Annotated in this window: 19 protein-coding genes; 10 read left to right on the top strand and 9 right to left on the bottom strand. The window is 69.7% G+C overall.

The features are described from left to right. Positions 1–114: 114 nt before the first annotated feature. The gene (locus AB0D12_RS09660; protein ID WP_362678898.1) at positions 115–1,044 is read left to right on the top strand and encodes an RluA family pseudouridine synthase; all 930 of its coding nucleotides are present in this window, start codon (positions 115–117) and stop codon (positions 1,042–1,044) included. On the opposite strand, the gene AB0D12_RS09655 is transcribed toward AB0D12_RS09660, so the two are convergent. The 4 genes from AB0D12_RS09655 to AB0D12_RS09640 all read right to left on the bottom strand — a co-directional run bounded on the left by AB0D12_RS09655 (position 1,029) and on the right by AB0D12_RS09640 (position 5,292). After that, entirely contained in the window at positions 1,029–1,667 is a 639-nt protein-coding gene (locus AB0D12_RS09655; protein WP_362678895.1) for an MBL fold metallo-hydrolase, read from the bottom strand. The genes AB0D12_RS09660 and AB0D12_RS09655 overlap by 16 nt on opposite strands. Next, a complete protein-coding gene (locus AB0D12_RS09650; protein WP_362678892.1) occupies positions 1,667–2,752 on the bottom strand; it encodes an S-(hydroxymethyl)mycothiol dehydrogenase in 1,086 nt (361 codons plus the stop codon). Before AB0D12_RS09650 ends, AB0D12_RS09655 begins: the two co-directional genes overlap by 1 nt. A gap of 140 nt (positions 2,753–2,892) precedes the next feature. Then, complete coding sequence (locus tag AB0D12_RS09645; RefSeq protein WP_362678889.1) at positions 2,893–4,353, bottom strand: amino acid permease; 1,461 nt, start codon at positions 4,351–4,353, stop codon at positions 2,893–2,895. A gap of 237 nt (positions 4,354–4,590) precedes the next feature. Further along, positions 4,591–5,292 carry an FCD domain-containing protein gene (locus AB0D12_RS09640; RefSeq protein WP_362678886.1) on the bottom strand — a complete coding sequence of 234 codons (702 nt, stop codon included), beginning with the start codon at positions 5,290–5,292 and terminating at the stop codon, positions 4,591–4,593. A gap of 131 nt (positions 5,293–5,423) precedes the next feature. On the opposite strand from AB0D12_RS09640, the gene AB0D12_RS09635 reads away from it, so the two are divergent. Next, entirely contained in the window at positions 5,424–5,933 is a 510-nt protein-coding gene (locus AB0D12_RS09635) for a gluconokinase (protein ID WP_362678883.1), read from the top strand. Positions 5,934–5,945: 12 nt separating this feature from the next. Beyond that, positions 5,946–7,343, top strand: coding sequence for a gluconate:H+ symporter (locus AB0D12_RS09630; protein ID WP_362678880.1), 1,398 nt, complete (start codon positions 5,946–5,948; stop codon positions 7,341–7,343). On the opposite strand, the gene AB0D12_RS09625 is transcribed toward AB0D12_RS09630, so the two are convergent. The 3 genes from AB0D12_RS09625 to AB0D12_RS09615 all read right to left on the bottom strand — a co-directional run bounded on the left by AB0D12_RS09625 (position 7,329) and on the right by AB0D12_RS09615 (position 10,471). After that, entirely contained in the window at positions 7,329–8,003 is a 675-nt protein-coding gene (locus tag AB0D12_RS09625) for a cytochrome b/b6 domain-containing protein (protein ID WP_362678877.1), read from the bottom strand. The two genes, AB0D12_RS09630 and AB0D12_RS09625, sit on opposite strands and share 15 nt — an antisense overlap. Then, positions 7,945–8,610: a molybdopterin-dependent oxidoreductase gene (locus tag AB0D12_RS09620; RefSeq protein ID WP_362679701.1), complete on the bottom strand. Its 666-nt coding sequence runs from the start codon at positions 8,608–8,610 to the stop codon at positions 7,945–7,947. The genes AB0D12_RS09625 and AB0D12_RS09620 overlap by 59 nt, the downstream gene beginning before the upstream one ends. Positions 8,611–8,815: 205 nt before the next feature. Then, the gene (locus tag AB0D12_RS09615) at positions 8,816–10,471 is read right to left on the bottom strand and encodes an FAD-binding dehydrogenase (RefSeq protein ID WP_362678874.1); all 1,656 of its coding nucleotides are present in this window, start codon (positions 10,469–10,471) and stop codon (positions 8,816–8,818) included. A gap of 113 nt (positions 10,472–10,584) precedes the next feature. On the opposite strand from AB0D12_RS09615, the gene AB0D12_RS09610 reads away from it, so the two are divergent. Next, positions 10,585–11,100, top strand: a complete 516-nt coding sequence (locus AB0D12_RS09610; RefSeq protein WP_362678871.1) for an NUDIX domain-containing protein — start codon at positions 10,585–10,587, stop codon at positions 11,098–11,100. Positions 11,101–11,243: 143 nt separating this feature from the next. On the opposite strand, the gene AB0D12_RS09605 is transcribed toward AB0D12_RS09610, so the two are convergent. Then, a complete protein-coding gene (locus AB0D12_RS09605; RefSeq protein WP_362678868.1) occupies positions 11,244–11,480 on the bottom strand; it encodes a hypothetical protein in 237 nt (78 codons plus the stop codon). Positions 11,481–11,533: 53 nt separating this feature from the next. Here AB0D12_RS09605 and AB0D12_RS09600 point away from each other — a divergent pair, with 53 nt between their 5' ends. Both AB0D12_RS09600 and AB0D12_RS09595 read left to right on the top strand, forming a co-directional pair. Further along, the gene (locus AB0D12_RS09600) at positions 11,534–11,932 is read left to right on the top strand and encodes a DUF202 domain-containing protein (RefSeq protein WP_362678865.1); all 399 of its coding nucleotides are present in this window, start codon (positions 11,534–11,536) and stop codon (positions 11,930–11,932) included. Next, positions 11,929–12,270: a DUF202 domain-containing protein gene (locus AB0D12_RS09595; protein ID WP_362678862.1), complete on the top strand. Its 342-nt coding sequence runs from the start codon at positions 11,929–11,931 to the stop codon at positions 12,268–12,270. The genes AB0D12_RS09600 and AB0D12_RS09595 overlap by 4 nt, the downstream gene beginning before the upstream one ends. A gap of 2 nt (positions 12,271–12,272) precedes the next feature. On the opposite strand, the gene AB0D12_RS09590 is transcribed toward AB0D12_RS09595, so the two are convergent. Continuing rightward, positions 12,273–13,208 (bottom strand): NADP-dependent oxidoreductase, encoded by a 936-nt coding sequence (locus AB0D12_RS09590; protein ID WP_362678859.1) that lies wholly within the window; start codon positions 13,206–13,208, stop codon positions 12,273–12,275. 228 nt (positions 13,209–13,436) lie between these two features. Here AB0D12_RS09590 and AB0D12_RS09585 point away from each other — a divergent pair, with 228 nt between their 5' ends. The 4 genes from AB0D12_RS09585 to AB0D12_RS09570 all read left to right on the top strand — a co-directional run bounded on the left by AB0D12_RS09585 (position 13,437) and on the right by AB0D12_RS09570 (position 17,158). Next, the gene (locus AB0D12_RS09585) at positions 13,437–13,733 is read left to right on the top strand and encodes a hypothetical protein (RefSeq protein WP_327322488.1); all 297 of its coding nucleotides are present in this window, start codon (positions 13,437–13,439) and stop codon (positions 13,731–13,733) included. An 86-nt stretch (positions 13,734–13,819) separates the two neighbouring features. After that, on the top strand, positions 13,820–14,734 hold the full coding sequence (locus AB0D12_RS09580; RefSeq protein ID WP_362678856.1) for an MBL fold metallo-hydrolase: 915 nt from the start codon (positions 13,820–13,822) through the stop codon (positions 14,732–14,734). A gap of 179 nt (positions 14,735–14,913) precedes the next feature. Then, positions 14,914–15,936, top strand: coding sequence for a phosphotransferase family protein (locus AB0D12_RS09575; protein WP_362678853.1), 1,023 nt, complete (start codon positions 14,914–14,916; stop codon positions 15,934–15,936). Between the two features lie 7 nt (positions 15,937–15,943). Next, positions 15,944–17,158, top strand: a complete 1,215-nt coding sequence (locus tag AB0D12_RS09570) for an acyl-CoA dehydrogenase family protein (protein WP_362678850.1) — start codon at positions 15,944–15,946, stop codon at positions 17,156–17,158. Positions 17,159–17,323 lie beyond the last annotated feature (165 nt).

Genomic DNA, 17,323 nt, shown 5'->3' with positions numbered 1-17,323 from the left:
GGGCGCAGCCGAAGCGGGCGTTGTGCGGGGTGGATGGCAGCGGCCTCGGCTCCGGCCCCCGTTCCACCGGCATCCGATATCGGCATCCGATGTAGTGGGCATACAGTCACGTCGGTGAGACGCAGACACAGAGCCCCGGCCGCGCCGCTCCCCCAGCGCGACGGGATCGACCCGGTGCGGCTGCGGTTGCCCGCCGATCCGGACGGCGCCTGGGCGACGGTGCGCGACCATGTCGCCGGGCGGTACGCCGACGCCATCGGCGCCGAAACCGTCGACGCGATGTTCCGCGAGGACCGCATCGTCGGTACGGACGGTCCTGTCGCCGCCGACGAGCCCTACACCGCCGGCCGGTATCTCTGGTTCCACCGGGACTTCGCCCCCGAGGAGCCCGTCCCCTTCGGAGTCGGGATCGTCCACCGCGACGAGCGTCTCGTGATCGCCGACAAGCCCCACTTCCTCGCCACCACGCCGCGCGGCCGGCACATCACCGAGACGGCGCTCGCCCGGCTGCGCCGCGATCTGGAACTGCCCGAGCTGCAGCCCGCGCACCGTCTCGACCGGCTGACCGCGGGGCTCGCGCTCTTCGTCGTACGGCCCGGGGACCGGGGCGCGTACCAGACGCTGTTCCGGGACCGGGAGGTGCGCAAGGAGTACGAGGCGGTGGCACCGTACAACCCGGCGGTGGCGCTGCCCCGCACCGTACGCAGCAGAATCATGAAGGAGCGCGGGGTGATGGCCGCGCGCGAGGAGCCGGGCGAGCCGAACAGCGAGAGCCGGATCGAGCTGCTCGAGCACCGCGCCGGGCTCGGCCGGTACCGGCTGCTCCCGGCCACCGGCCGCACGCATCAGCTGCGGGTCCATATGAACAGCCTGGGGCTGCCGCTCCTGAACGACCCGGTCTATCCGGTCGTCCAGGAGGCGGGGCCCGACGACTACTCCCGTCCCCTTCAACTCCTGGCGAAGGTGCTGGAGTTCACCGACCCGGTGACGGGAGAGCCGTACCGCTTCGAGAGCAGGCTACGACTGACTCAGTGGCCCCTCTGAATCCACTCCACGAGCTGAGGTGACTCGTCTCCGACAGTGGTCGCGTCGCCGTGCCCGGTGAGCACCACGGTCTGCGGCGGCAGTGTGAACAGCCGGTCCCGGATCGAGTCGATGATCGTCGGGAAGTGCGAGAAGGACCGGCCGGTGGCGCCGGGGCCGCCCTGGAAGAGCGTGTCGCCGGTGAAGACCGTGGACAGCTCGGGCGCGTAGAGGCATACGGCACCGGGGGCATGGCCGGGTGTGTGCAATACGCGCAGCCGTGTCCCGGCGACTTCCAGCACCTGGCCGTCGACGAGTTCGCCGTCGGGGGCGCGGTCCGGGTGCGTCTGCTTCCACAGCGGCAGGTCGTCGGCGTGGAGCAGGATCGGCGCGCCGGTGGCGGCGGCGAGGGCGGGAGCGGCGTCGATGTGGTCGTTGTGCGCGTGGGTGCAGACGATGGCGCGCAGCGTACGGTCGCCGAGCGTATCGAGGATGGCCGCGGCGTCATGGGCGGCGTCGATGACGATCGCCTCCTGGTCGTCGCCGACAATCCAGACGTTGTTGTCGACGTCCCAGGTGCCGCCGTCGAGCGAGAAGGTGCCGGAGGTGACCAGATGGTCGATCCTGCAGTTCCGGGGGTTCATCAGAACTGCACCACCGAACGCAGTACGTCACCCTCGTGCATCCGGGCGAAGGCCTTCTCGATGTCGCCGAGTCCGATGGTCTCGGTCACGAACGCGCCGAGGTCGATACGGCCCTGCTGATGGAGGTCGATGAGCATCGGGAAGTCACGGGACGGCAGACAGTCGCCGTACCAGGAGGACTTGAGCGCGCCGCCGCGGCCGAAGACATCGAGGAGCGGCAGCTCCAGTTTCATCTCGGGCGTCGGCACACCGACGAGAACGACCGTGCCGGCCAGGTCACGGGCGTAGAAGGCCTGTTCGTACGTCTCCGGTCGGCCGACCGCCTCGATGACGACGTCGGCGCCGAAGCCTCCGGTGAGCTCGCGGATCGCCTCGACGGGGTCGCCGGAACGGGAGTTGACGGTGTGGGTTGCGCCCATCCTCTTCGCCGTCTCGAGCTTGCGGTCGTCGATGTCGACGGCGATGATGCGGGCCGCGCCCGCCAGGCGTGCGCCGACGACAGCCGCGTCGCCCACACCGCCGCAGCCGATGACCGCGACGGAGTCACCGCGGCCGACCTGGCCGGTGTTGATGGCGGCACCGATGCCGGCCATCACGCCGCAGCCCAGCAGACCCGCGACAGCCGGCGAGACCGCCGGGTCGACCTTGGTGCACTGGCCGGCGGCGACCAGGGTCTTCTCGGCGAAGGCGCCGATGCCGAGCGCCGGGGAGAGCTCGGTGCCATCGGTCAGCGTCATCTTCTGCTCGGCGTTGTGCGTGGCGAAGCAGTACCAGGGGCGGCCGCGCAGACAGGCGCGACAATGTCCGCACACGGCACGCCAGTTGAGGACGACGAAGTCGCCGGGAGCGACGTCCGTGACGCCCGCGCCGACCGACTCCACCACTCCCGCGGCCTCATGCCCGAGCAGGAAGGGGAAGTCGTCGTTGATCGCGCCCTGCTTGTAGTGCAGATCGGTGTGGCAGACGCCGCACGCCTGCACCTTCACCACGGCCTCTCCGGGTCCGGGGTCGGGGACGATGATTGTCTCGACCCGTACCGGCTCGTTCTTCCCTGGCGCGACCACGCCCTGCACCTGCTGCGACATAGAGAACCTGCCCTTCTTCGCATGTGAAGTCGACCACCACTATGGACTGTCACCGCGCGGGCCACGGTCCGCACCACGGCTGACCGGTACGGGAACGGCCCCCGCGATCTCGCGGGGGCCGTTCTCCTGGAATGATTCGGTCAGGCGTCCTGGCGCTCCTGCGCGATGGCGCTCACCCGGCCGCGGACCAGGTACCAGCCACCGACCAGCGCCGCCGCGATCAGCGGCAGGAACATCACGGTCGTACGGCCTACACCGCCGCCCCACCACATCAGGAAGGCCACGGTGGCGAGGAAGAACAGCGTGACGATCTGGGTGTACGGGGCCCAGGGCAGCCGGTAGGCGGGGCGGGTGACCCGGCCGTCCTGCGCGCGGTGCCAGAACAGCAGCGAACAGAGCATGATCATGCCCCAGGTGCCGAGGATGCCGATCGACGCCAGGTTCAGGACGATCTCGAAGGCCTGGCCGGGCACGACATAGTTGAGCGCAACGCCCAGCACACCGAAGCCTGCGGTCAGCAGGATGCCGCCGTAGGGCACCTGGCCCTTGTTCATCCGGCCGGTGAACTTGGGTGCGGAGCCCGACAGCGCCATGGAGCGCAGGATGCGGCCGGTGGAGTAGAGGCCCGAGTTCAGGCTGGAGAGCGCCGCGGTCAGCACCACGAGGTTCATCACGCCGGCCGCGCCCGGGACGCCGAGCTTGTCCATGACGGTGACGAAGGGGCTCTGGTCGCCGGAGTACGCCGTGTACGGGAGGAGCAGCGCGAGCAGCACCACCGAGCCGACGTAGAACAGACCGACACGCCACATGATCGAGTTGATCGCCTTGGGGATGATCTTCTCGGGGCTCTCGGTCTCACCCGCGGCGACGCCGCACAGCTCGACGGAGGCGTACGCGAAGACGACACCCTGGATCACCAGCAGCATCGGCAGCATGCCCGTCGGGAAGATGCCGCCGTTGTCGGTGATGGTGGAGAAGCCGGGGGTGTGGCCGTCGACCGGGTGCTGGGTGACCACCAGGAAGATGCCGACGATCATGAAGGCGACCAGCGCGGCGACCTTGATGATCGCGAACCAGAACTCCATCTCACCGAAGTACTTCACCGAGATGAGGTTCGCGGTGAGGACGACGGCGAGTGCGATCAGCGCGAGGACCCACTGCGGGATATCGCTGAACATGGCCCAGAAGTGGGCGTAGGTGGCGGCCGCGGTGATGTCGGCGATCGCGGTGGTCGACCAGTTGAGGAAGTAGAGCCAGCCGGCCGCGAAGGCGCCCTTCTCGCCCATGAACTCACGGGCGTACGAGACGAAGGCGCCGGATGAGGGGCGGTAGAGGACCAGCTCGCCGAGCGCGCGGACGACGAAGAAGGCGAAGACACCACAGACCGCGTAGGCGATGGCCAGCGAAGGACCCGCGTCGGCCATTCGGCCGCCCGCGCCGAGGAACAGGCCGGTGCCTATCGCTCCGCCGATGGCGATCATGTTGATGTGGCGGGACTTGAGGTCCTTGCTGTAGCCGGCGTCGCCTGCGTCGACGTGGGGGGAGCTCTTCGCCGGTGCCCCGGCGGCGAGCGTTTCGGCCGCAGTGGTGCGGTCACTCATGGAGAAGTTCGCCTTCGTGAGGGGAGGGGTGGGCGTCCCGGCCGTAACCGGTGGGGGGTGGTCACCCTGTTATGGCCCGAGGGCACATAACCCGGAACATAATCAGGGCAACCCTGCGATTTTGGCAGTGGCCTAGGTCACGCAGGAATAGATCTGAGGTATTTCAGAGGTTACGGCCCAGTAAACCAAGGTCGCGCACGCACTCGCCTCGTCGGGGGTACGGCGGCGCCGGACGCCTCAGGGCGCCAGCACATCCAGTTCCGCGAGCGCCCCGACCGAGATCCGGCGGGTGATCTCCTCGGCCCGGACCGCGTCGCCCTCGCGGACCGCCTCGGCGACCTGGACATGCAGAGTCACGGCCGCCGGATCGGGGTCGTCGAACATCACCTGGTGGTGCGTACGGCCGGCGAGGACCTCGGCGACCACATCTCCGAGCCGCGCGAACATCTCGTTGCCGGAGGCGTTGAGCACGACACGGTGGAAGGCGATGTCGTGCTTCAGATATCCCTCGAGCTGGTGTCCGCGCGAGGTGGCGACCATGCCCAGGGCGCACTCGGTGAGTTCGACGCACTGCTCGGGGGTGGCGTTGCGGGCGGCGAGCCCGGCCGCGACCGGCTCGACGGCCGAGCGCAGCACGGTCAGTGAGCGCAGCTGGCGCGGGCGGTCGGTGCCGGCCAGCCGCCAGCGGATGACCCGCGGGTCGTAGACGTTCCACTCCTCGGTCGGGCGGACAGTCACACCGACCCGGCGCCGGGACTCCACGAGGTGCATCGACTCCAGGACCCGGACCACTTCGCGGACGACGGTGCGCGAGACATCGAAGCGCTGTGCCACCTCGTCCGTGCGCAACACGCTGCCCTGTGGATACTCGCCCGCGGTGATCGCGAGGCCGAGGTTGTCCAGCACATGCGTATGGAGCCCCCGGCCCTCAGTGGTCATGGGGCAAGAGTACGGGGCACGATTCGGGGACGAAAAGTATGACGTTTAGATCTCAACCTCTTGAATACGTCATACCTAATGGGTTTCAGTAGCGCGACGGACCGATGTCGACGAAGACAGCGAGGCACGTAATGAGCACCCCCCACGTCGTCGTGGTGATGGGCGTGGCAGGCACCGGCAAGACCACGATCGGTCCCCTGCTCGCCGCCGTACTGGGCGTCCCGTACGCCGAGGGCGACGATTTCCATCCCCCGGCGAACATCGCCAAGATGTCGGCCGGCACCCCGCTGGACGACACGGACCGCCGGCCCTGGCTCGATGCCATCGGGCAGTGGGCGCACGGCAGGGCGGGCCTCGGCGGAGTGGTGTCCAGCTCCGCGCTCAAGCGGGTCTACCGCGACCGGCTGCGGGCCGCCGCGCCCGGTGCCGTCTTCCTCCATCTCACCGGCGACCGGGCGCTCGTCGAGCAGCGGATGTCCGAGCGCAAGGGCCACTTCATGCCCGCCGCGCTGCTGGACTCGCAGTTCGCCACGCTCCAGCCGCTCGGGGACGACGAGGCGGGCGTCGCCGTCGATGTGTCCGGCACCCCGGAAGAAATAACCGAACGGGCCGTCGCCGCGCTGCGCCGGCTCGAGAGCTAAGGAATCGCCATCGTGACCAGTCTCAGCGTCGAGACGCTGGCAGCGGACGCCACCGAAACGATCACTTCGGCCGGCAACGCGCAGTTGGGCATCGCCGTCCTCGCGGGCATCGCCGTCATCGTCCTTCTCATCACCAAGTTCAAGCTCCATGCCTTTCTGGCGCTGACCATCGGCTCACTGGCTCTCGGCGCGTTCGCCGGCGCCCCGCTGGACAAGGCCATAGTCAGCTTCACCACCGGCCTCGGAACCACTGTCGCCGGTGTGGGCGTGCTCATCGCGCTCGGTGCGATCCTCGGCAAGCTGCTCGCGGACTCCGGCGGCGCGGACCAGATCGTCGACACGATCCTCGCCAAGGCGGGCGGGCGCGCCATGCCGTGGGCGATGGTGCTCATCGCCTCGGTGATCGGGCTGCCGCTCTTCTTCGAGGTCGGCATCGTGCTGCTGATCCCGGTGGTGCTGCTCGTCGCCAAGCGCGGCAACTACTCGCTCATGCGGATCGGCATCCCGGCCCTGGCCGGCCTCTCCGTGATGCACGGGCTGATCCCGCCGCACCCCGGACCGCTGGTCGCGATCGACGCCATCGGCGCCAACCTCGGCGTCACGCTGGCGCTGGGTCTGGTGGTCGCCATCCCGACCGTGATCATCGCGGGCCCTGTCTTCTCCCGATTCGCCGCGCGCTGGGTGGACATCCCGGCACCGGAGCGCATGATTCCGCAGCGTCCTTCCGAAGACCTGGACCGGCGTCCCGGCTTCATCGCCACCGTGGCCACCGTGCTGCTGCCGGTCGTCCTCATGCTGGTCAAGGCGTTGGTGGACATCGTCGTCGACAACAAGGAAAGCGGTGTCCAGCGCATCACCGACGTCATCGGCTCGCCGCTCATCGCCCTGCTCGCCGCGGTCCTCGTCGGAATGTTCACGCTGGGACGCGCGGCCGGGTTCACCAAGGAACGGCTCTCCTCCACCGTCGAGAAGTCGTTCGCCCCGATCGCGGGCATCCTGCTGATCGTCGGCGCGGGCGGCGGCTTCAAGCAGACGCTGATCGACGTCGGCGTGGGCCAGATGATCCTGGACTTCTCCAAGGACTGGGCGATTCCGGCGCTGCTGCTGGCCTGGCTGATCGCGGTGGCCATCCGTCTGGCGACGGGCTCGGCGACGGTGGCGACCATCTCCGCCGCCGGTCTGGTGGCGCCGCTCGCGGCCGATATGTCGACCACGCACGCGGCCCTGCTGGTGCTGGCGATCGGCACGGGCTCGCTCTTCTTCAGCCATGTCAACGACGCCGGATTCTGGCTGGTGAAGGAGTACTTCGGAATGACCGTCGGCCAGACGATCAAGACCTGGTCGGTGATGGAGACGATCATCTCCGTGGTCGGCCTCGGCTTCGTACTGCTGCTGTCACTCGTCCTCTAGCCGGTCGTCCAGCCACAGCGGGTGTTCCTGCTTGGCCCACGGACGCTCGACCGACCCGGTACGCATACCCCTCCGTGCCTCCGGGTCGGCGAGCGCCATGCCGATGTGTCCGGCCAGCACGATGCCGACGGTCAGCGAAAGCCAGTCGTGGACGAAAGTCGCGCTGGTCCGCCACACCAGTGGTGTCAGGTGGGTGAACCACATCAGCAGCCCGGTCGCCAGCATCACCAGCACCGCGCCCGCGATCCACGCCGAGTACACCTTCTGCCCGGCGTTGAACTTGCCCGCAGGACGGGACTCGGGACGGCGGTCGCGCCGGCGGGCCGCACGCAGCCACGTCCGGTCGTGCGGCCCGAAGCGGTTCAGCCTGCGCAGATCGGCTCGGAAGGCGGGCGAGGCGAGCCCGAGCAGGAACGGCACGGGCAGCAGCAGCCCGGCCCACTCATGGACGGTGACCACCAGATAGCGGCGACCGACGAGTTCGGCGATCTGGGGTACGTACAGAGCCGCTGCGGTCGCCACACACAGCAGCATCAGCGCGGCGGTCGTGCGGTGCACCCAGCGCTCGGCGCGGCTGAACCGACGTACCCGCGCGGGCCGTTCAGACAGTGGGGGTGTCGGTGCGGCCGTTGGACCGGCCGACCCAGGCGTCGACGTCATAGCCCCGCTCCTCCCAGTAGCCGGGCCGGACGCCGTTGGTGACGGTGATCCCGGAGAGCCATTTCGCCGACTTGTAGAAGTACATCGGCGCGACATAGAGCCGGACCGGGCCGCCGTGGGAGTGGCTGACCGGCCTGTCCTGCATCTGCAGGGCCACCAGCACATCGTCGCGGCGGGCCTGCGGCAGGGTCAGGCTCTCGCTGTACGTGCCGTCGAAGCAGCTGAAGCGGATCGCTTTGGCCTCGGGGCGTACGCCCGCGGCGTCCAGCAGCAGCGACAGCTTGACGCCCGCAAACGGGGTGTCGGGGACCCGCCAGCCGGTGACGCACTGCACGTCGCGTACGACCCGGGTCTGCGGCAGTTTGCGCAGCGCGTCCATGGTGTAGGTCGCCGGGCGGTCGACCAGACCGTCGACGGTCAGCCGGTAGCTCTGCTCGTCCTTACGCGGTACGGAGGAGGCGACCGAGTAATAGCGGAAACCGCCGCCGTTGGGCAGCAGCCCGCTCAGACCGGTCGGGTCCTTGTCCGAGGCCGCGCCGAGGAAGGACTCGAGCCCGCGCTGCAGATACGGCGCCGCCACGACACCGGTAGCGCCGAGGCCGAGCATGCCGAGCACCAAGCGGCGCCCGACGGGCGCGCCCTCTTCGTCGGAGTGGTGTGTGGTCACCCTTCGATTCGAACACCACGGAAGCGCGGATGCCAGGAAAATCGGCTGCACGTCAGACTTTCGTCACACTCGCGCCTTTCGGGAGCTCCGCCCCCGGACCCCCGCTCCTCAATCGCCGGAGGGGCTTGATCTGCCCGGGCGAGTATCAGCCCACCGCCTTCGCCGCCGCCCGCCCCGCCGCCCGCCCCGAGAAGATGCAGCCGCCGAGGAATGTGCCCTCCAGCGAGCGGTAGCCGTGCACCCCGCCGCCGCCGAAGCCGGCCGCCTCGCCCGCCGCGTACAGACCCGCCAGCGGCCGGCCGTCCTCTCCGAGTACCCGCGAGGACAGATCGGTCTCCAGGCCGCCCAGGGACTTGCGGGTGACGATGTTCAGCCGTACGGCGATGAGCGGTCCGGCCTTGGGGTCGAGGATGCGGTGCGGTGCGGCCGTGCGGATGAGCTTGTCGCCCAGATAGTTGCGGGCCCCGCGAATGGCCGTGACCTGGAGGTCCTTGGTGAACCGGTTCTTGATCTCCCGGTCCCGCGCGGTGATCTCGCGCCGCAGCTCCGCCTCGTCGATCAGCGGCTCCTTGGTGAGTGCGTTCATCCCTCGTACGAGTGCGGAGAGGTCGCGCTCGACGACGAAGTCGACGCCGTTGTCCATGAAGGCTTTCACCGGGCCCGGGACATCGGCCCGGGCGCGCCCGATCACATCGCGGATCGACTTTCCCGTCAGATCCGGGTTCTGCTCGGAGCCCGACAGTGCGAACTCCTTGCCGATGATCTTCTGGTCGAGCACGAACCAGGTGTAGTCGTAACCCGACTTCATGATGTGTTCCAGCGTGCCGAGGGTGTCGAAGCCGGGGAAGAGCGGGACGGGCAGTCGCTTGCCGCGCGCGTCCAGCCAGAGCGAGGAGGGGCCGGGCAGAATGCGGATGCCGTGTCTGGCCCAGATCGGGTTCCAGTTCTCGATGCCCTCGGTGTAGTGCCACATCCGGTCGCGGTTGATGTGGCTCGCGCCCGCGCCCTCCGCGATGCCGAGCATCAGCCCGTCGACGTGTGCGGGGACGCCGGAGAGCATCTTCTCGGGCGGGGTGCCGAGCCGCTCGGGCCACTGGGCGCGTACGAGATCGTGGTTGCCGCCGATGCCGCCCGAGGTGACGATCACCGCCTGCGCGCGGAACTCGAAGGCGCCGGCCACCTCACGGCTGCTCGCGGTGCCGCGCTCGGCGGCGGACGGCTCGAGAACCTCGCCGCTGACAGTGTCCAGCACTCCGGCGCTGCTGCTCAGCCCGGTGACGCGGTGCCGGAACTTCAGCTGGACCAGGCCACGCGCGACGCCTTCCCTGACCCGCCGTTCGAAGGGCGCGACGACGCCGGGTCCGGTGCCCCAGGTGACGTGGAAGCGCGGTACGGAGTTGCCGTGGCCGGTGGCGTCGTAGCCGCCGCGCTCGGCCCAGCCCACCACCGGGAAGAACCGCATTCCCTGCCCGTGCAGCCAGGCCCGCTTCTCGCCGGAGGCGAAGTCGACGTATGCCTCGGCCCACTCGCGCGGCCACCGGTCCTCGTCGCGGTCGAAGCCCGCGGTGCCGAGCCAGTCCTGCAGCGCCAGCGCCCGGCTGTCCTTGATCCGCATCCGCCGCTGCTCGGGCGAGTCGACGAAGAACAGGCCTCCGAAGGACCAGTGCGCCTGCCCGCCGATGGACTGCTCGGGCTCCTGGTCGAGCAGGATGACCTTGCGCCCCGCGTCGACGAGCTCCGCGGTGGCCACCAGGCCCGCCAGCCCTGCCCCGATCACAATCACATCAGCGTCGTACGCCATGGGTTCCATCCTTGTCGGGCTCGGGCCGTGTCATGGGCACGTGCGGTGTTCCGATCTTCGGTACGGGCCAGTAACTAGTCAACAGCCCGGCCGACCGGTGATTGGATGGAGTCATGACTCCCGCTGACGAAATCCTGGACATCGTCGATGAGAACGACGAGGTGATCGGCCAGGCCCCGCGCGGCGAGGCGTACACCCGCGGGATGCGCCACCGTTGCGCGTTCATCCTCGTCAGGGACGCGGAGGGCCGGATCTTCGTCCACCGCCGCACACCGACGAAGCTGGTCTTCCCTTCGCTGTACGACATGTTCGTGGGCGGGGTCGTCGGCGCGGGCGAGAGCTACGACGAGGCGGCGCTGCGCGAGGCCGAGGAGGAGCTCGGGGTCTCCGGACTCCCCCGGCCCGTACCGCTGTTCAAGTTCCTGTACGAGAAGGGCGAGCGGACCTGGTGGTCGGCCGTGTACGAGGTCCGCTGCGAGCTGCCCGTGCACCCACAGGCCGAGGAGATCGCCTGGCACGACTTCCTGCCGGAGGAGGAGCTGGAGCGGCGGCTCACGGAGTGGGAGTGGACGCCGGACGGTCTCGCGGCGTACGAACGGCTGCGGGAGTCAGGTACGGGGCCCTCCTGACAGGACGTCGGCGAGATCCCCGGCCGGATCAGAGGTGATGCCGAGCGCCAGGGGCAGCGCGCGGGGGCTGTGGTCGCTGCCGCAGACCGGGATCGGACTGCCGTCCCGTACGACCCGACTCGGCAGCTGCCAGAAGGAGTTGTCTAGGATCTTGCCCGCGACGTCCTGCGCGTGCTCCTGAGAGGTATGCCGCAGTCCGTCAGCGCCTGGGCGACGACCGCCGCGGCGTCGTGCGGCATGTCGATGTCGCCCAGCATGGGCAACAGCATCAGCAACCGCTCGGCGGGATGGGTGAGGCCTTCCGCGCCGTCCGGCACGGCGGCGGCGATGGCGGTCAGTTCGCGCCAGGACAGCCCGGGGATGTGCACCTGGTCACCCATGCCGCCGCACGGTAGCCGGGGCCACTGACAACCCCGCAGGTAGGGTGCGACATGTGAGCGAAATCGGACGGAGCCTGCGGCTGTGGTTCGCGCCCCAGCGGGTGCGGGAGGAGGGCGAGACTCCCGACTACCGGTTCTCGCTCGCCAATGAGCGAACCTTTCTCGCCTGGCTGCGTACGGCGCTCGCACTGATCGGCGGGGGGTTCGCGGTCGATCAGTTTCTGCCGGACCTGGCCTGGGGAATGCGCGCCGGGATGGCGTTCGGGCTGCTGGGCGCCGGGGTGCTGTGTGCGCTGCGCGCCGTGAATCACTGGGTGCGGTGCGAGCGGGCGATGCGGCTGGGCGAGGATCTGCCCGTTTCGCGGTTCCCGACCGTCCTGAGCATGGTGATCGCCGTCGTCGCGGTGGCGATGGTGGTGGTTGTGCTCTTCGGCTGGGAGGGCGGGCGTTGACCGCCGAGCCCGAGCGAGGTCCGGGGCTCCAGCCCGAGCGCGATCCGGGGCTGCAGCCCGAGCGGACCCGGCTGGCGTGGCGCAGGACCACCCTGGCGTTCACCGTGGCGGCCGTGCTCGCTGCCCGGCAGGTGGCCGGCGGCGATCTGAGCACGGCCGGGTTCGTGGCGGTGGCCTGCAGTGCGCTGGTGTGGCTGGGTTTTCTGCGGGTGGCCCACCGGCGGATGCACGCGCTGGGCGCCGGGCCCAGACCGCAGGTTCTGTCGGACCGGGCCGCGCTGGCCTCTGTGGCCTGCACGGTCGCCCTGGCCGGTTTCGCGGTCGCGATGATCGTCTGAGTTCAGGCGCCCCAGTCGACGGTGACGACGATCTTGCCGCGGGTGCGGCCCTCCGCGTTCAGCGCATGGGCCTCGGCCGTCTGCTCCAGCGGGAAGGTCCGGTCCACATGGACGGTGATCACGCCCTGCTCGGCGAGCTCCGCCAACGCCGTCAGGTCCGCGGCGTCCGGCCGGACCCACCAGTAGTGACCGCCGAGGCTGAGGACCTCGCGGTCGGCGATCGAGGCGACGCGGCCCTGGGGCGCGAGCACCTCGGCCGAGACCCTGAGCGCGTCCCCGCCGACCGTGTCGAAGGCCGCGTCGACGCCGTCGGGGGCCAGGTCGCGCACCCGGTCGGCGAGCCCTTCCCCGTACTCCACCGGCTCCGCGCCCAGCTCGCGCAAATGGTCGTGGTTGCGCTCGCTCGCCGTGCCGATGACGCGCGCGCCGGCGTGCTTGGCGAGCTGTACGGCGAGCGAGCCGACGCCGCCCGCGGCCGCGTGCACCAGGACCGTGTCCCCACTGCCCACCTCGAGCGCGCGGTTGAGCACCTGGTAGGCGGTGAGGCCGGCCAGCGGCAGCCCGGCGGCCTGTTCGAAGCTCAGGTTCAGCGGCTTGCGGGCGAGAGTGCGGACTGGAGCGGCGACGTACTCGGCGAAGGTGCCGCGGCACAGGAAGTCCTCGCGTACGTATCCCATCACCTCGTCGCCGACGGCGAACTCCGTTGCGGCGATGCCCGGTTGGACGACCACACCCGAGACGTCCCAGCCCGGCACGACCGGGAAGACCGCCTGGAACATCGCCTCGAGATAGCCCTCGCGGGCCTTCCAGTCGACCGGGTTGACCGCTGCCGCGCGCACCTTGACCAGGATGGAGTCGGGACCGACCTTGGGGTCGGGGCACTCCCCGTACTCCAGGACCTCCGGGCCGCCGTAGTGGCCGTAGCTGATCGCCTTCATGATCCGACCCTCAGGTGTGGTCGGCGCTCGCGCAAGCCGGGTCCTCCAGTACGAGCACCCCGGGCAGTACGAGCACCCCGGGCGGAACGGCGCGTGAGCCTGTGCGGTGTGCGCGGTCATCCTGTATTCCCGGGCGCGGCACGGGGCCGGGAATACAGGATGACCAGAGTCTCCACGGCTAGCCTGGTGAGCGACAGAACGCCACGAATCACATCAAAGGTGAGCGTCATGACCGTTCTCCACCACGAACATCCCACGCACGAGCACACACACGGTCCGGCCTGCGGACATACCGAGGTTCCGCACGGCGATCACGTCGACTACGCACACGACGGCCACCTCCACAGGGCGCACTCCGGGCACTGGGACGAGTGCGAGCCGGGCGAGCATGTCTCGCACAGCGGTCATGCGCACGATCACGGCCCGGGCTGCGGGCACCCAGCCGTGGAGCACGGTGACCATGTGGACTACGTCCACGACGGACACCGGCACGCCCAGCACGACGGACACTGGGACGACCACTGAGCAGCGCCGGCTCCCGCCTTCCCCCGCGCCATGCCCAACTGGCAGTCTGTTACCGACCAGTTCGGCCTTGACTCGGGGGAGTTCAGTTGTCCGCAACAGATCCGTACACCGTCCAGCTCGCGCCGGAAGTGCACGCCCATGTCCAGCCGGACGGCGGCTGGTGCCTGAACAACGCGGGGTTCGTCAGCGACGGGGAGTCGACCCTCCTCATCGACACCGCCGCCACCGAACGGCGGGCGCGAGCACTGCGTGACGCGGTCCTGGCGAGCGGCGTCCCGCTGCCCCGCACCATCGTCAACACGCACCACCACGGCGATCACACCTACGGCAACGCGGTCTTCACTCCGAGGGCCGTGGTGATCGGGCACGACCTGTGCCGCAGCGAGCAGCTCTCGGCAGGTCATCAGCTCCATCTGCTGTGGCCGCGGACCGACTTCGGCGACATCACGATCACCGCCCCCACCGTGACGTACAACGACCGGCTCACCGTCCATGTCGGCGACATCGAGGTGCGGCTGATCCACCCGGGCGGCGTCGCGCACACTCTCGGCGACACGGTCGTGCATCTGCCGCGGCAAGGAGTGGTCTTCACCGGGGACCTGATCTTCCAGGGCGGCACGCCCTTCATCCCGATGGGCTCGCTGAGCGGGTCCCTGCGGGCACTGGATCTGCTGCGCTCGCTCGATGCGACGACGGTGGTCCCCGGCCACGGTCCGGTCACCGACCCGTCGGCCTACGACGCGACGGAGCGTTATCTGCGGTACGTCGCCGAGCTGGCCCAGGAGGGGCACGCCAAGGGGCGCACTCCGCTGGAGACGGCGCGCGGGGCGGATCTCGGGGTCTTCGCGGAGCTGCGGGAGAGCGAGCGTCTGGTGGCGAATCTGCACCGGGCGTACGCGGAGCTGGACGGGAAGCCGGAGGGCTCGCCGCTGGATCCAGTGCTCGTGTTCGGCGACATGGCGGCGATGAACGGCGGCGTAGCGGTGGCCTGCCACGCCTGAGCGGTACCGGTACCGCTGTCCCCCGAGAGTGACCTTGTTCCCCTATGTGACCGACACAGATGAATGTGCTGCTCGGGCATGTGATCCAGCCCCAGGTTCTGCTGCGCACTGGACTACATACCGACTGGTCGGTCATCATGAAAGCGATCCGTTTCTATGCGCCCCCGGAGGTGCCAACCATGAGCTCAGTCCCCCCGCCAGGCCTCGATCCCGAGCAGCTGCGCGGTTATCTCGACCGCGAGCGGCCGGGTCTGGTGAGCGGACCGCTCAGCGCCCGGCTGATTCAGGGCGGCCGCTCCAATCTCACGTACTCCGTCACCGACGGCACCGGTCGCTGGGTCGTCCGCCGGCCCCCGCTCGGGCACGTACTGGCCACCGCGCACGACATGAAGCGCGAGCACCGGGTGATCAGCGCGCTGCACCCGACCGCCGTGCCGGTGCCCGAGCCGGTGCTGCTGTGCGAGGACGAGTCGGTGATCGGATCGCCGTTCTACGTCATGGAGTTCGTGGACGGCACTCCGTACCGCACGGCCGAGGAGCTGGCCCGGCTCGGCCCCGAGCGCACCAGGGACGCGGTCCTCGGCCTGGTCGACACCCTCGTGGAACTGCACGCCGTGGACCCCGAGTCGGTGGGTCTCGGCGACTTCGGGCGTCCCGAGGGCTTCCTCGACCGGCAGCTGCGCCGCTGGGGCAAGCAGCTGGACGCCTCCCGTAACCGCGAGCTGGCCGGCATCGACGAGCTGCACGCCGCGCTCGGCCGCGCCCTGCCCGATTCACCCGCGGCCACCGTCATCCACGGCGACTACCGGCTGGACAACGTCCTGGTCGGCCCGGACGACCGGATCAAGGCGATCCTCGACTGGGAGATGTCGACCCTCGGCGATCCGCTGACCGACCTCGGGCTGCTGGTGATGTACAGCGTCGAGCTGGAGCTGCCCGACTCCCCCGTCAGCACCACCGCGGGCGCGGCGGGCCACCCGGACGCGGCCGAGCTGATCGAGCGGTACGCCGCCCGCTCCGGCCGCGACACCTCCGCCATCTCCTGGTACACGGCCTTCGCCTGGTTCAAGCTCGCCGTGATCCTCGAGGGCATCCACTACCGCTACACCCTCGGCCAGACCGTCGGCGCCGGCTTCGACCGGATCGGCGATCTCGTGCCCCTCTTCATCCAGCACGGCCTCACCACCCTCCAGGAAGGCTGAGTACCCCATGGACTTCGCATTCGACGCGCGCACCGATGAACTGCGGGCCAAGCTACTCGCCTTCATGGACGAGCACGTCTACCCGGCCGAGGCGATCGAGCACGAGCAGCGCGCCCAGCTGGCTTCGCCGTGGGACACCCCGGCGATCTTCGATGAGCTCAAGGCCGAGGCGCGCAAGCAGGGTCTGTGGAATCTCTTCCTGCCCGACGCGGAGCACGGGGCGGGACTGACCAATCTGCAGTACGCGCCGCTCGCCGAAATCACCGGCCGCAGCCCGCACTTGGCGCCGACCGCACTGAACTGCGCCGCCCCCGACACCGGGAACATGGAGGTGCTCGCGCAGTTCGGCAACGAGCAGCAGAAGAAGCAGTGGCTGGAGCCGCTGCTGACCGCGGAGATCCGGTCCGCGTTCGCCATGACCGAGCCCGAGGTGGCCTCGTCCGACGCGACGAACATCCAGACGCGGATCGACCGCGACGGCGACGACTACGTCATCAACGGCCGCAAGTGGTACATCTCCGGGGCGATGAACCCCGACTGCAAGATCTTCATCGTGATGGGCAAGACCGACCCGGACGGCGCCGACATCCGCCGCCAGCAGTCGATGATCCTCGTGCCGCGCGACACCCCGGGCCTGGAGGTCCGGCGCGCCATGCAGGTGTACGGCTACGAGGACCACGCGCACGGCGGCCATGCCGAGGTCGTCTTCGACAACGTACGGGTGCCCGCCTCGAATCTGATCGGCGAGGAGGGCGGCGGCTTCGCCATCGCCCAGGCGCGCCTCGGCCCGGGCCGTATCCACCACTGCATGCGGCTGATCGGCATGGCCGAGCGGGCCATTGAGCTGATGTGCAAGCGGGCCGTGTCCCGTACGGCCTTCGGCAAGCCGATCGCCCAGCAGGGTGTCGTACAGAACTGGATCGCGGACGCCCGGGTCTCCGTCGAGCAGCTGCGGCTGCTGGTCCTGAAGACGGCCTGGCTGATGGACACGGTCGGCAACCGCGGGGCGCACGCCGAGATCCAGGCGATCAAGATCGCGACCCCGCGGGCGGTCGTCGACATCCTCGACAAGGCGGTGCAGGTGCACGGCGCGGGCGGGGTGAGCCAGGACTTCCCGCTCGCGGAACTGTGGGCGGCGGCACGGACGTTGAAGCTGGCGGACGGGCCGGACGAGGTGCACCAGCGCTCGCTGGCGCGGCGGGAGCTGAAGCAGTACCTCTAGCTTGGCCGGGGGCTCGTCCCCACCACCCTTCCCGAACCAATCGCCGGCGGGGCTCCAAAGGAGCCCCGCCGGGGGTTGGGGGGGGGGGTGCGGGGGGGGGCGCCGGGGTTCGGCGACGGGGGCCGCGCGCGGCGCAGCCTGTGCGCGGGGGGGGGGGGGGCCGGC

The organism is Streptomyces sp. NPDC048479, from assembly GCF_040651435.1.
Lineage (GTDB): Bacteria > Actinomycetota > Actinomycetes > Streptomycetales > Streptomycetaceae > Streptomyces.
Note: the sequence above shows the minus strand (reverse complement) of the source record. Positions and strands in the feature narration are given on the sequence as shown.

Excerpts from the sequence above, each read along its gene's own strand:
- AB0D12_RS09655 (WP_362678895.1), bottom strand. The coding sequence starts at position 1,667 with ATGAACCCCCGGAACTGCAGGATCGACCATCTGGTCACCTCCGGCACC.
- AB0D12_RS09650 (WP_362678892.1), bottom strand. The coding sequence starts at position 2,752 with ATGTCGCAGCAGGTGCAGGGCGTGGTCGCGCCAGGGAAGAACGAGCCG.
- AB0D12_RS09645 (WP_362678889.1), bottom strand. The coding sequence starts at position 4,353 with ATGAGTGACCGCACCACTGCGGCCGAAACGCTCGCCGCCGGGGCACCG.
- AB0D12_RS09640 (WP_362678886.1), bottom strand. The coding sequence starts at position 5,292 with ATGACCACTGAGGGCCGGGGGCTCCATACGCATGTGCTGGACAACCTC.
- AB0D12_RS09635 (WP_362678883.1), top strand. The coding sequence starts at position 5,424 with ATGAGCACCCCCCACGTCGTCGTGGTGATGGGCGTGGCAGGCACCGGC.
- AB0D12_RS09625 (WP_362678877.1), bottom strand. The coding sequence starts at position 8,003 with ATGACGTCGACGCCTGGGTCGGCCGGTCCAACGGCCGCACCGACACCC.
- AB0D12_RS09620 (WP_362679701.1), bottom strand. The coding sequence starts at position 8,610 with ATGCTCGGCCTCGGCGCTACCGGTGTCGTGGCGGCGCCGTATCTGCAG.
- AB0D12_RS09615 (WP_362678874.1), bottom strand. The coding sequence starts at position 10,471 with ATGGCGTACGACGCTGATGTGATTGTGATCGGGGCAGGGCTGGCGGGC.
- AB0D12_RS09610 (WP_362678871.1), top strand. The coding sequence starts at position 10,585 with ATGACTCCCGCTGACGAAATCCTGGACATCGTCGATGAGAACGACGAG.
- AB0D12_RS09605 (WP_362678868.1), bottom strand. The coding sequence starts at position 11,480 with ATGGGTGACCAGGTGCACATCCCCGGGCTGTCCTGGCGCGAACTGACC.
- AB0D12_RS09590 (WP_362678859.1), bottom strand. The coding sequence starts at position 13,208 with ATGAAGGCGATCAGCTACGGCCACTACGGCGGCCCGGAGGTCCTGGAG.
- AB0D12_RS09585 (WP_327322488.1), top strand. The coding sequence starts at position 13,437 with ATGACCGTTCTCCACCACGAACATCCCACGCACGAGCACACACACGGT.
- AB0D12_RS09575 (WP_362678853.1), top strand. The coding sequence starts at position 14,914 with ATGAGCTCAGTCCCCCCGCCAGGCCTCGATCCCGAGCAGCTGCGCGGT.
- AB0D12_RS09570 (WP_362678850.1), top strand. The coding sequence starts at position 15,944 with ATGGACTTCGCATTCGACGCGCGCACCGATGAACTGCGGGCCAAGCTA.